This is a genomic window from Lacrimispora sp. (assembly GCF_032078915.1).
Classification (GTDB): Bacteria; Bacillota; Clostridia; order Lachnospirales; family Lachnospiraceae; genus Lacrimispora.
The window spans coordinates 1-13400 of record NZ_DAMAUN010000123.1 but is presented as its reverse complement, the minus strand read 5'-3'; the positions used below and the strand labels follow the sequence as shown (position 1 = coordinate 13400).

The 13400-nt window shown below is 45.7% G+C and carries 13 protein-coding genes; 8 read left to right on the top strand and 5 right to left on the bottom strand.

Annotation, left to right across the window (positions count from 1 at the left end; translation table 11 throughout):
* The coding region (gene lepB / locus RT269_RS27575) for a signal peptidase I (protein ID WP_313187517.1) at positions 1 to 395 on the top strand (395 nt) is incomplete at its 5' end.
* Positions 396 to 443: 48 nt separating this feature from the next.
* Here lepB and RT269_RS27570 read toward each other — a convergent pair.
* From RT269_RS27570 to RT269_RS27555, 4 genes are all read right to left on the bottom strand, one after another.
* On the bottom strand, positions 444 to 1307 hold the full coding sequence (locus tag RT269_RS27570; RefSeq protein WP_313187515.1) for an NAD(P)-dependent oxidoreductase: 864 nt from the start codon (positions 1305 to 1307) through the stop codon (positions 444 to 446).
* Positions 1308 to 1332: 25 nt separating this feature from the next.
* Positions 1333 to 1779 carry a ribose 5-phosphate isomerase B gene (rpiB, locus tag RT269_RS27565; RefSeq protein WP_313187518.1) on the bottom strand — a complete coding sequence of 149 codons (447 nt, stop codon included), beginning with the start codon at positions 1777 to 1779 and terminating at the stop codon, positions 1333 to 1335.
* A 114-nt stretch (positions 1780 to 1893) separates the two neighbouring features.
* Positions 1894 to 3033: a chorismate synthase gene (aroC, locus tag RT269_RS27560; RefSeq protein ID WP_313187513.1), complete on the bottom strand. Its 1140-nt coding sequence runs from the start codon at positions 3031 to 3033 to the stop codon at positions 1894 to 1896.
* Between the two features lie 156 nt (positions 3034 to 3189).
* Positions 3190 to 4245 (bottom strand): lactonase family protein, encoded by a 1056-nt coding sequence (locus RT269_RS27555; protein ID WP_313187511.1) that lies wholly within the window; start codon positions 4243 to 4245, stop codon positions 3190 to 3192.
* A 315-nt stretch (positions 4246 to 4560) separates the two neighbouring features.
* On the opposite strand from RT269_RS27555, the gene RT269_RS27550 reads away from it, so the two are divergent.
* The 5 genes from RT269_RS27550 to RT269_RS27530 are packed head-to-tail and all read left to right on the top strand — an operon-like array spanning position 4561 to position 8891.
* Positions 4561 to 5094: a helix-turn-helix domain-containing protein gene (locus RT269_RS27550; RefSeq protein WP_313187509.1), complete on the top strand. Its 534-nt coding sequence runs from the start codon at positions 4561 to 4563 to the stop codon at positions 5092 to 5094.
* Positions 5095 to 5111: 17 nt separating this feature from the next.
* Positions 5112 to 6188 (top strand): ABC transporter ATP-binding protein, encoded by a 1077-nt coding sequence (locus RT269_RS27545; RefSeq protein ID WP_313187508.1) that lies wholly within the window; start codon positions 5112 to 5114, stop codon positions 6186 to 6188.
* Entirely contained in the window at positions 6181 to 6993 is an 813-nt protein-coding gene (locus RT269_RS27540; RefSeq protein WP_313187507.1) for an ABC transporter permease, read from the top strand. The genes RT269_RS27545 and RT269_RS27540 overlap by 8 nt, the downstream gene beginning before the upstream one ends.
* Positions 6993 to 7778, top strand: a complete 786-nt coding sequence (locus tag RT269_RS27535; RefSeq protein WP_313187505.1) for an ABC transporter permease — start codon at positions 6993 to 6995, stop codon at positions 7776 to 7778. Before RT269_RS27540 ends, RT269_RS27535 begins: the two co-directional genes overlap by 1 nt.
* Positions 7779 to 7793: 15 nt before the next feature.
* Positions 7794 to 8891: an ABC transporter substrate-binding protein gene (locus RT269_RS27530; RefSeq protein WP_313187503.1), complete on the top strand. Its 1098-nt coding sequence runs from the start codon at positions 7794 to 7796 to the stop codon at positions 8889 to 8891.
* A 159-nt stretch (positions 8892 to 9050) separates the two neighbouring features.
* On the opposite strand, the gene RT269_RS27525 is transcribed toward RT269_RS27530, so the two are convergent.
* Complete coding sequence (locus RT269_RS27525; RefSeq protein ID WP_313187501.1) at positions 9051 to 10211, bottom strand: tyrosine-protein phosphatase; 1161 nt, start codon at positions 10209 to 10211, stop codon at positions 9051 to 9053.
* Positions 10212 to 10552: 341 nt separating this feature from the next.
* Between RT269_RS27525 and RT269_RS27520 the strand changes: the two genes are divergently transcribed.
* Complete coding sequence (locus tag RT269_RS27520) at positions 10553 to 11083, top strand: GNAT family N-acetyltransferase (protein ID WP_313187499.1); 531 nt, start codon at positions 10553 to 10555, stop codon at positions 11081 to 11083.
* 197 nt (positions 11084 to 11280) lie between these two features.
* The coding region (locus RT269_RS27515) for an HAD-IC family P-type ATPase (protein WP_313187498.1) at positions 11281 to 13400 on the top strand (2120 nt) is incomplete at its 3' end.

Sequence of the window (13400 nt, the reverse complement as noted above, 5' to 3'; positions counted from 1 at the left end):
CAGGAGACCGGGTCATTGGCTCCAGGCTATCCTATTATTTTGGCGATCCGAAGCGGGGAGATATCGCTATCTTCCATTTCCCTGATGACCCTACCGGAAAAACCTATTACGTAAAACGTGTCATCGGCCTTCCAGGCGACATCATTGATATCCGGGACGGAAAAGTTTATATCAATAATTCCGAGACGCCTCTTGAAGAGCCTTATCTTCCGGAGCCAATGGAACCGGAGCCTGACGCCCATTATGAAGTGCCGGAAGACTGTTACTTCATGCTTGGAGATAACCGGAATTTCTCCGCAGATGCAAGAAGGTGGAAACATAAATTCGTGGAAAAGGACAAGATCATCGCAAAGGTCCTGTTCCGGTATTTCCCTTCCATAAAAAATATTAAATAAAAAAACGCAGGCTGGAGCTGCTTCTCCGCCTGCATTTTTATATGTTTTTTACCACTGGTAATATTTGACCAAAGCCTGTGTTCCTTCATCTTCATGACCGGAGGCAGCCATGGATTCATACATGGAAAGTACATGGTCAAGCACTCCGAGCCGGATTCCGGCGCCCTCCGCCTCTTCGGCCGCAAGCTTCATGTCTTTGATAAAATGCTTGATAAAGAATCCTGGGGCAAAGTCTCCGGAAAGGATCCTGGGAGCCATTGCATTTAACTGAGCGCTTCCGGCCGCACCGGTAGCGATGGAATCCACCATGGTATCTACGTCAAGACCATTGGCCTTTGCATAGACCATTGCCTCACAGACGCCGGAAAGGGCTCCTGCTATGGCGATCTGGTTGCACATCTTGGTGTGCTGTCCGTTTCCGGCCTTTCCCTCATACCGGATGGCCTTTCCCATTGCCTCAAAAACAGGGAGGCAGCAGTCATAAGTTTCTCTATCTCCTCCTGCCAGTATGGTAAGGGTTCCTTCCCTTGCTCCAGTATCTCCCCCTGTCACAGGGGCATCCATGGCCTTTAGCCCCGCCTGTTCTGCTTCTTCATAAATCCGCACCGCAAGCTTGGGACTGGTGGTGGTCATGTCAATCAAACAGGTTCCCTTGTCTGCGTTTGCGATAATCCCATTTTCCCCGAAATAGACCTCTTCCACATCCTGCGGATACCCAACGATGGTGATGACCGCATCCCTGCCTTTTGAGCAGGCCTTTACATCTTCGCACCATATGGCTCCTTCAGAAAGGACATCTTCTGCCTTACTTCTGGTTCTTGAATATACCGCCACCTCATATCCGGCCTTCATCAGATTGCGTACCATGGACTTTCCCATAATTCCAATTCCGATAAATCCAATCTTTTTCATATGTTTCCCCCTTCGCAATACAAATTTATCCGTTTCTTTTTTCGATATCCATTACCATATCCACACGGCGCTGGTGCCTTCCGCCCTCATACTTGGCATCCAGCCATTCTTCTGTGATCATCTTTGCCATCTCCTGGCCGATGACACGGGCTCCAAAGCAGAGCACATTGGAATCATTGTGCATTCTGGAAAGCTTTGCAGTATAAGGTTCGCTGCAGACACAGGCCCGGATTCCCCTGACCTTGTTGCAGGCAAGGGAGATTCCCACCCCTGTTCCGCAGATGGCGATTCCCAGATCAGCCTCTCCGTCTGCAACCGCGCGTCCAACCTTTTCTCCATATTCCGGATAATCGCAGCTTTCTGTGGAATTGGTTCCAAAGTCGATCACTTCATATCCCTTGCTCTCCACAAATTCCTTAATGAAATTCTTCATTTCTATGGCCGTATGGTCATTTCCCATTGCAATCTTCATCATCATTCTCCTGTCATTCTGTCTTTGCCGGCTGAACATGCAGACATGCCCGTCCGGCTCATTGCCCGTGTAAAATATATCCGGCATTTAACATATCATAAATGCCGGATTTTATCAAGTTTCTAAGCTTCCTTCTCCTTCTCCTGCCGTCTGCCGGCCATAAAAGGTAAGGATCCTGTCCATTCTGGATGCCATGTTGGCAAGCAATAAGTCTGCCGTAGTAAGTGCTGCCATGGCTTCCACTACTACCACCGCACGAGGAACTACGATAGGGTCATGGCGCCCCTTGATCTGGATCTCTGTTTCCTCACCCAGCCGCGTCACGGTTTTCTGGGCCTGTGCCACAGACGGAGTAGGCTTAAATGCAGCGCGGAGGACCACCTGGGAACCATCACTGATGCCTCCAAGAATTCCCCCTGCATGGTTGGTAATTTTCTCCACTCCCTTATTAAGTCCCTTACAAAAGCCATCGTTATTCTGGGATCCCAGGGCGCGGGCGGCCCCAAAGCCGTCTCCGATCTCAAAGCCCTTGACTGCTCCGATGGACATGACCGCCTTTGCAAGAGCCGCATCATACTTTTCAAATACCGGATCGCCGATTCCGGCCGGAACACCGTCAATGACGCATTCCACCACGCCTCCCACAGAATCCAGCTTTCCCATCATCTCTTCTAAGTATTCGCAGGCAAGAGCCGCTGTTTCCTTATCAGGCATGAAAAGTTGATTATTATCCCGATCCTTTATACTGAACTGCCCTGCCTTTACTTCATAAGGCCCAACGGATCTGGTGTAAGCGGTCACGGTAATTCCAAGACTCTTTAAGAAGCAGGCGGCAACAGCGCCGGCAGCCACCCTTCCAATGGTCTCCCTTCCGGAGGAACGGCCGCCGCCCCGGTAATCCCTGATTCCGTATTTTTCATCAAAGGAAAAATCCGCATGGCCCGGACGGTAAACCTCCATTAAGTTTCCGTAATCCCTGGAGCGCTGGTCTGTATTCCAGATCACCATGGAAATGGGAGTTCCCGTTGTCCTTCCCTCAAAAACTCCGGACAGGATCTCCACCTGATCGGCCTCCTGGCGCTTTGTGGTGAATTTGCTCTGCCCCGGTTTTCTCCGGTCTAAGTATGCCTGGATATCCGCCTCCTCCAGTTTAAGACCCGCCGGGCAGCCGTCTAACACAACGCCGATGGCCTTTCCATGAGATTCCCCCCAGGTTGTTACCTTCCATATTGTCCCCAGTGTTGATCCTGCCATGTATGTCTCTCCTTTCCTCTTCCCTGCCCATGTTTTCCGGGCATAGAGGTATGCCTGTAAGGTGTTTCCTCTCAATTGCCATGCCTCTTTCCCGCCCGTGCTTTCCGTGCAGGTTCCACCCGCTTTATGGGTGTAAAGGTACGCCTTCAAGGTATTTTAATTGTCTACTTTTACGATCGCGCAGCTGTTCGGTTCATTGACCTTAAGTTCCTTGCCGTTCATGACAAGAAGCCCTTTCTTATAATCAACCGTGAAAAATGTGATACTGCCGCTCTCATGGTTGATGGAAGCGATATGCTTATCATCCGGAAAAACGCAGATATCCTTAGGAAAGCTGCCGCTTATGGGAAGACAGCATAAGGCTTCTAAAAGCCCTGTTTCCTTGTCCCGCTCGTAAACCGTAACAGAATTGTCCCCTGCGTTGCCGCAGAATAAATGCTTTTCATCATTGGACATGCACATAGAGCATGCCGAAGTAAGCTGGCTCTGTTTTGGTCCGGCAGTGTAAACCGTCTGGATCTTCTCAATCTTTGGCTGCCGCTCTCCTGTTTCATAGGTGAACACATCGATCACATTCTTTAACTCTGAAATAAGATAGAAAAATCTTCCGTCAGAACTGAAACGGAAGCATTTGGGAGCGGATTCCAGATCGCAGTGCAGGACATCCACCAGTACCATTTCTTCATCATTCTCATTAAAACGATAAATCTTAACCTGATCTATTCCCAGATCAGCCACCATGATAAATTTTCCGTCAGGAGTTCTTCTGGAACAGCTCACATGAGGACGGAAATTTCTTTCTGCCACACTGCCAAGGCCCTTATGGTACACTCCGGTCACGATCTCACCTATGGAGCCATCCTTATTCAGCCGAAGCACCGTGGATTTTCCATCATGGTATCCAGATACAAAGATATATTTGTCATCTGCATCGGTAGACAGATGGCAGCCCCTCATTCCCTTAATATTTGCTGAATTAAGCCTTGTTATCGCCCCATTCTCATGAATGCGGAAGGATACGACTCCTTCGTCTGCGATGGAGTACAGCGTCTTCCCATCATTAGAAGCAATCACATAGGAAGAATTATCAACTTCCACCTCGCATCTTGGAATAAAACGGCCCTCTTCCACATCAACATCGTATACAGTAATCCCCTTTGCCTGTCCGTTGTAGGAATAAGAACCTACATAAGCCATATACTTGCCTTTCATCACACATATCCTCCTGAGTTCTTCCTTGGCATGATCCTCTGAATAAAGGCAGATTTAAGCGCCGCCTGAATCCAGAAAATCAGCCGTTCGGCGCGCCGTTTGGCGAATCGAACTTCGTTGTACAAACTAAAACCATCATATCATAAATTTCATTGTTTGTTAAGGAAAAAGTTCCTTAAAAACTATTGACATAAAATGAAAAAACAGTATAATGTATTTTGCTGCCTGTTTATCATTACTAAACTTTTTAGTTATATTTATCATCAGTTAGTATAGGTAAACTTTCAGCTTAACATAATCATAAAGGAGGAGCATATGGATATCGGTACAAAACTAAAAGAGCTTCGGGTCTTAAAGGGGCTTACACAGGAAGAACTGGCTGACCGCGCAGAGCTGTCAAAGGGGTTCATATCCCAGCTGGAAAGGGATTTGACGTCCCCCTCCATTGCTACCCTTTTGGATATTTTACAATGCCTTGGAACCTCTGTCGGCGAGTTTTTCAATGAGAGCCCGGAAGAACAGATCGTTTTCGGAAAATCCGATTACTTTGAGAAACACGATGCAGAGCTTAAGAATGAAATCAAATGGATCATTCCCAATGCACAGAAAAACATGATGGAGCCGATCCTTCTCACCCTGGAGGCCGGCGGAGAAACCTATCCTGACAATCCCCATGAGGGAGAGGAATTCGGCTACGTGCTGCAGGGTAATATTTCCATTCATATAGGAAACAAAACATATAAAGCCAGAAAAGGGGAATCCTTTTACTTTGTATCAGACAAAAAACATTACTTAAGCAGCAAGGCCGGCGCTACTCTCATCTGGGTAAGCTCCCCGCCAAGCTTTTAACAGGAGGATAAAGGGACATGGGTCAGCCATTAATTGATTTACGGAATATTACAAAAAGCTTTGACGGTACCATGGTACTGGATGATTTAAACCTCTCGGTAAAGGAGAACGCATTTGTTACCCTGCTAGGACCCAGCGGATGCGGCAAAACTACAACCCTTCGGATCATCGGCGGCTTTGAAAGCCCTGACAAAGGACAGGTGATTTTTGACGGGCAGGACATCACCAGCCTGCCTCCCAACAAGCGTCAACTGAATACTGTGTTCCAGAAATACGCTTTGTTTACCCACATGTCCATTTCAGAAAACATCGCCTTTGGCCTGAAAATCAAAAATAAACCAAAAGCCTATATACAGGATAAGATTAAATATGCCTTAAAGCTGGTCAACTTAGACGGCTTTGAAAACCGCACGGTAAGCTCCTTAAGCGGCGGCCAGCAGCAGCGGATCGCCATCGCAAGGGCAATCGTAAACGAGCCAAGGGTCCTTCTTCTTGACGAACCTTTGGGAGCTTTGGACTTAAAGCTCCGCCAGGATATGCAGTATGAGCTGATCCGTCTGAAAAATGAGCTGGGCATCACCTTTATCTACGTTACCCATGACCAGGAGGAAGCCCTGACCATGTCTGATACCATCGTTGTCATGAACCAGGGTTATATCCAGCAAATGGGTTCCCCGGAAAGCATCTACAATGAACCGGAAAATGCCTTTGTGGCTGACTTCATCGGAGAAAGCAACATCGTACCCGGAATTATGGTCCGGGATGAGCTGGTGGAGATCTTTCATGCCAAATTCGTCTGCGTGGATAAGGGCTTTGGAACCCATAAGCCGGTTGACGTGGTCATCCGTCCGGAGGATATCGACCTGGTAGCTCCTGAGGAAGGGACCCTCACCGGCATTGTCACCCATTTGATTTTCAAAGGCGTACACTATGAGATGGAAGTGACCACTCCTGACGGCTTTGAATGGCTGGTACACAGTACGGATATGTTCCCGGTCGGACAGGAGGTGGGCATCCACGTAAACCCATTCGACATTCAGATCATGAACAAGCCGGCTTCTGAGGATGAGGAGGCCGTGGGAATCAATGAGTAAAAAATTATTATCCGGCCCATACATCATGTGGATGATCGGCTTCATCCTGATTCCGCTGGCGCTGATTGTATATTACGGGCTCACGGACCGGTCCGGGGCCTTTACCCTGGCAAATGTCCTCTCCGTAACATCAGCAGAACATGCAAAAGCCCTTTGGCTTTCTCTGGGACTTTCCTTTATCAGCACAGTCCTCTGCCTGATCCTTGCTTATCCTCTGGCCATGGTTCTGCGTTCCAGAGGAATGGGTCAGGGAAGCTTTATCGTTTTTATCTTCATCCTTCCCATGTGGATGAATTTTCTTCTCCGGACTCTGGCATGGCAGACGTTGCTGGAAAAGAACGGCGTTATAAACGGCGTTCTGACGGCACTCCATCTGCCTAACCAGAATCTGATCAATACATCGGGAGCCATTATCCTCGGCATGGTTTACAATTTTCTGCCGTTTATGGTTCTTCCTATTTACAACGTACTGATGAAAATTGATGACAATGTGATAAACGCTGCCAGAGACTTAGGGGCCAACACGGTCCAGGTTTTGTTCCGGATCCTTTTTCCCTTAAGCATCCCCGGCATTGTAAGCGGGATCACCATGGTATTCGTACCGGCTCTTACCACATTTGTTATCTCAAACCTTTTGGGAGGAAGCAAGATCCTTCTGATCGGCAATGTGATCGAGCAGGAGTTTACCAAGGGAAGCAACTGGAATTTAGGCTCCGGCCTTTCCCTGGTTTTAATGATTTTCATTCTGATCAGCATGGCGCTTATTGCCAAATATGATAAGAACGGGGAGGGGACGGCATTCTGATGAACAGAAAAACTTTTATCAAACGATTTATCCAGGATTTTTACCTGGTGATCATTCTGGTATTTTTATATGCCCCTATTGCCACCATGGGAGTGCTGTCCTTTAACAGCTCCAAATCCCGTACCCAGTGGGGCGGCTTTACCACCAGATGGTATACAGAGCTGTTCTCAAGCAGTACCATTATGACGGCTCTTTACAATACGCTGCTGATCGCATTCCTGTCTTCTCTGATCGCGGTCATTATCGGCACCGCTGCGGCGATTGCCATGAACGGCATGAAGCGGGTCCCCCGCTCCCTTCTCATGGGCGTTACCAACATCCCCATGCTGAATGCGGATATTGTTACAGGAATCTCCCTTATGCTGGCATTTATCGCCTTTGGGATCTCCCTGGGCTTTAAGACCATTTTAATATCACATATTACCTTTAACATCCCGTATGTTATTTTAAGCGTTAGCCCCAAGTTAAAGCAAACAGATAAAAGCACTTATGAAGCCGCCATGGATCTGGGAGCCACATCGGTCTCCGCATTTTTCAAGGTGGTATTCCCGGATATTCTTCCGGGTGTGCTTTCCGGTTTTCTCCTTGCATTCACGATGTCCTTAGATGATTTTATCATCACACACTTTACAAGGGGTGCCGGCATCAATACTCTTTCTACCCTGATTTACAGCGAAGTACGCCGGGGGATCAAGCCCTCCATGTACGCGCTGTCAAGTATCATCTTTATCACGGTGCTGGTGCTGCTGCTCATCACCAACTTTGCACCAAAGCGTAAAAAATAATAGGAGAATATTCACATGAAAAAAACTTTATCTAAGATCATGGCAGTCGGCACCCTGTGTGCTCTTACCCTCTCCGTTTTAAGCGGCTGCGGAAAATCCGCCCCCAAATCAGGAAGCGCCGGAGAGGTTTACGTATACAACTGGGGGGAGTATATTGACGAATCCGTTATCCAGGAATTTGAAAAAGAAACCGGTATTAAGGTCGTTTATGACATGTTTGAAACCAATGAAGAGATGTATCCTGTCATCGAAGCCGGAGGCGTAAAATATGACGCGGTGTGCCCTTCCGATTATATGATCCAGAAAATGATCGAAAACAATCTTCTGGCTGAAATCAACTTTGACAATGTTCCAAATGTAAAGGAGATTGACCCCAGATACCAGGAGATGTCAAAGAGCTTTGACCCGGAAAATAAATACTCCGTTCCGTACTGCTGGGGAACCGTAGGAATTCTTTATAACACCAGCATGGTAGACCCAAAAGACGTTCCAACCAAATGGTCTGACCTTTGGGATGTAAAGTTTAAAGACAGCATCCTCATGCAGGACAGCGTCCGGGATGCCTTTATGGTGGCATTAAAATCCCTTGGCTACTCTTCTAACACCACCGATGAGGAAGAAATCAAGGAAGCAAAGGAACTGCTGATCAAGCAAAAGCCTCTGGTTCAGGCTTATGTCATCGACCAGGTCCGGGATAAAATGATCGGCGGCGAGGCTGCAGTAGGCGTCATCTATTCCGGAGAAATGCTTTACATCCAGAATGAAGTAAAGGACCTTGGCCTTGACTATTCCTTAGAATATGTGATCCCTGAGGATGGAACCAACCTTTGGCTGGATTCCTGGGTCATTCCTGCCAATGCGCCTAACAAGGAAAACGCAGAGAAATGGATCAACTTCCTCTGCCGTCCTGAAATTGCCAAAAAGAATTTTGAATACATCACCTATCCTACTCCAAATAAAGGTGCCTTTGATTTACTTGATCCGGAATTGCAGAACAACAAAGCCGTTTTCCCGGACGTGGACTCTTTAAAGAGCAGCGAAGTGTATAAGTATCTGGGGGATGAAGTGGATTCCCGTTACAATGAAGCCTGGAAAGAAGTAAAATCCAATTAAATGGTCTCAAGCATTAAAAGGCACGAGACATCATATTACCCCTTGACTATAAATTAACAAAAAAGGCAGATGCTTAAAGGGTGTCTCAATGAGACATGTACGATACCCTTTATTCATCTGCCTTTTATGCACTCATGAAAGCCTGTTTGTTGGTCTGCCTCAGTTAGAAAGATTGACTCTGAGTTTTTCTATTTCATTGTCTGTTAGGCCTATTGATTTGATATAACTCTCTGCTGCTTTGGACAAATCTACCCCTTTAAGACTGCTTCCCTTGGGAATACCAGCCATCTGCCTCATGCTCTCCAGGATGTTATTATTCCCGATCCGGTCATATTGACCAGGTGCGACAGGCACATGGAAGAAATTAACGAAACTGTCCATATAGTCAACTTTAATCTCCCAATATTCCGCACCCATTAGGGCTTCAAGCAATGCGGCAACGAAACCGGTCCTGTCTTTTCCCTCTACACAATGGATAAGGTAAGGACCTTTCTTTTCGCCCATTTCCCGCAAAACAACTGCAAGTTTCTCTTTGAAATCTTCCGATTGCGAATCAAGCCCCATACCCAGTGCGTACACATTACCGATATCATTCAGTCCCTTGTAATATACAAGACTGCCCTCGGTATCGGTTCCCAGATGGGCCGCGACCTCCTCGGCTGTTTCTGAAAGATTAAATATGACCTTAACTCCCGCAGCCTCCGTAAGCCGCATAGCGTATTGGTTTCTTCCGATTTCCGGATTTATCGGGTTGGATGACCTGTATAGCCTGCCTGGAGCTATACTGCCATAAGTTACTTCACGGAAATTGGCGAACACCTCATCACTGCTATAGTCATCTCTGTTGTTGGTACGTTTCAGCTGGCGTATTTCGTATTCATCTAAGTATCCTCCCTTTTTCGAAAGGGTGATGGTTACATCATCATTAACTGCCGTCCCGTATGTATCCGCAAAGCTGCCGAGATTTATTGCCAATATGATATCCTCATTCGCTTTATCCTCAGCTGAAGATGCAACGATTACCACCTTCTTACTGTCCACATCACTATAGGAAGAACATACCGGAACCTCTAGTAACTGTCCTCCAATTGTCACATCCACGATGTCGCCATATTGGAATAATTTTAGAAAATCGGGGTTTTTAATACCAATATATACATTGCCATACTTTTCATGCACTTTTGAAACCTTAACTGACAACTGGTTCTGCGACTCTTGTATTACACTTGCATTTTCAAAAGCCATGGTGTAAACAGGCTTAGCACCACTTAATAATACAGCAATAAATAAGCCAATCGAAACACATCTTCTCCTTTTCATTAAAACGCCTCCATGTATTATATTTTATAAACCTCACACATCAAGAATACCACAGAACAAGCATGATGTTAAGTATAATTGAGCAACAGTTTTTCCGTTGTTTATACCGGTATGTATCCCCCAATAAATGTGGCGCCCGGCTACCCGTACAACGGGAAAGGTACGGACAACTCTCGTGGGCGTTAGCCGTGGGTGGTGTCTAACGTCTGAAAAAATCGAAAATTTTTAGTTTTTTTCTATGCCTTCATTTCATGTTGAAAATCTTCATATATATTTGCGGATATGCTATAATTATTTAATATATACAATAACAGGTTTTAAAGAAAGAAAAGGGGTTCAAAGTGGAAAATATCGTTACAGACAGACTGATTATTAGAAAGTTTCAGCCAAGCGATTGGCAGGATATGTATGAGTACTTGTCTGACAAGGAAACCGTAGCCTTCGAACCATATGATATTTATTCAGAAGCCCAGGCAAAAAAAGAAGTAATCAGAAGATCAAATGATGAATCTTTCTATGCGGTCTGCCTGAAAGGAACCGAAAAATTAATAGGGAATCTGTATCTGGGCAAAGAGGACTTTAATACATGGGAATTGGGATATGTATTTAACAGAAAGTACCAGGGTCAGGGCTATGCCACAGAGAGCGCCAGGGCTCTCCTTGACCATGCCTTTACACGGTTAGGGGCAAGGCGTATTATAGCCATGTGTAACCCTAAGAATGACCATTCCTGGAAGCTGCTTGAACGCTTACATATGAGACGTGAAGGACATCTTTTGCAAAATATTTATTTTGAAACCAACAGCAAAGGGGAACCTGTATGGCTGGATACTTTCCAATACGCTATATTAAGATCAGAATGGTGCCAGTGATATTAGCTGCAGAGCAGTCTATGCCGGCTGAATGATAAAATTCAGCCGGCTTTTTTATTGTTCTGACATTGACTGTAATATTATGCAACTGTAAAGGAACATTTGTTTAACCCGCAGAAAAAGCGGGAAACCTATTTGGAAGGCTTATGTACCAGTTAACCATGGAATTATATAGGAATTGTAATGGTGATCATCTTATGAAAGATAGAAAAAACAAAGGGTTATTGATAAATAAAACTTACAAATCTTTAAAGCGATGCAACCCTGATATCAGTACAGGACTAACTGCAGAACAAGTCCGCAACCGTATAGATGCAGGGGCTGTGAATATACAAAAAACGGGTCTGACCCCGACACTCTCCAGTATTATATCAAAGAACATTTTTACACTGTTCAACTTCATCAATGTTTTCCTGGCGGTAATTCTGGTAATTGTCGGGCATCCGGAAAATATACTTTTTCTTGGAATCGCCATAAGCAATACGTGTATGGGTATTTTCCAGGAATTGAGGGCAAAACGCGGATTAGATAAACTATCAGTATTAGCCAAGGCACATGTAACCGTAATCCGGGATGGGGCTGAATATACGGTGGCACAGGATGAGATTGTGCTTGATGATATTGTGATACTGGCTATCGGTAACCAGGTATGTGCAGATGCCGTGGTTGTTTCTTCGGAGCGGCTTGAAGTAGATGAATCCCTTCTGACAGGAGAGACGGATCGAATTCAAAAATCAAAGGGAGATAATCTTCTATCCGGCAGTTATGTGACAAGCGGACATGGTTATGCCCAAATAACTGCCATAGGGGAAAACAGTTATGCTCACTCTCTGACCGTGGAGGCCAAAAAAAGCAAAAAACAGATCCCTCCACTTCTGCGTACATTAAACCGCATTATCTTGATGTTGACTATTGTGATACTGCCGCTTGGTACCACTTTATTCTACATGAAATACTTTTTGCTTGGAGATTCGCTGGAGACTGCCGTTCTGGGCTCGTCAGCATCTGTATTGGGCATGATACCGGCAGGACTGATCTTATTAACTGGTGTCACTATGACTGTAGGTGCGCTTAAACTGGCAAAAAGAAAGGCGCTGGTCCAGGAATTATACAGTATAGAAACTTTAGCCCGTACGGATGTGCTGTGTTTAGATAAAACAGGAACCATAACGGATGGATCACTGCAGTTTGAAAGGCTGGAATTATATTCCGATGTTTCTGAAAAAGAGGCAGCATTAGCCGTTTCTGAGCTAATGGGGACTTTGGAAGACAAAAATGCAACAGCCGCAGCATTGACCAAAGCATTTGGGAAAACTGAAAATTGGATTTCTGATATCATTTTACCTTTCTCCTCAGAGCGCAAGTGGAGTGGTGTTACGTTTAAAGAAAAGGGCAGCTATATCATTGGTGCGCCAAATATTGTATTTAAGGGCAGTAATAAAGATTTTTTAGAACAGGCCAATGCAGAGGCCGCCTTGGGGTTCAGAGTACTGTGCCTTGCACATTCTCCTCTATCTATCTCTGAAGAGAAGCTTCCAGAGGAACTAAGCTGCTTTGCTCTTTTGATTCTTTCTGACCATCTGCGGGAGAATGCAAATGAGACCTTCCGGTATTTCTCACAGGAAGGCGTAATTTTAAAAGTGATTTCCGGAGATAACCCCCGTACGGTCCAAGCAGTTGCAGAGAAGGCCGGAATCTCAGGATCAGACAAAAGCATTGATATGAGCCTGGTGGAAAATGAAGCTGACTACGCAGCTATGGTAGAAGAATATACCATATTCGGCCATGTAACACCGCAGCAAAAGCGGGAGCTAATCCGCAGCCTTAAAAAAAATGGTCATACCGCATGTATGACCGGAGACGGTGTAAACGATATTCTGGCAATGCGGGAAGCCGATTGCAGCGTTGCAATGGTCGGCGGCAGTGATGCTGCCCGCTCTGCCTCTGATTTCGTATTAATAACTGACGATTTCAGTGTCATGATTGACGTTTTAAAGGAAGGACGAAGGGTCATCAACAACATAGAAAAAGTGGCAGCGATTTTTCTATTGAAGACCGTCTACTCTGTGCTGCTTACCCTGATTTATATTTTTATTCCATATCCCTATCCGATTGCACCGCTGCAAATGATGCCGATTAATGAACTTACGATTGGGATACCGTCATTCTTTTTGGCGCTGCAGGCAAATTACTCCCGGCCGGAAGGTAAGCTGCTTACTAATATTTTAGAGCACACAATTCCTGCAGCAATAACAGTTGTTATTAATTCACTTTATATACAATTAGCGAGCATTCTCTTTCATATCCCCACAACGGA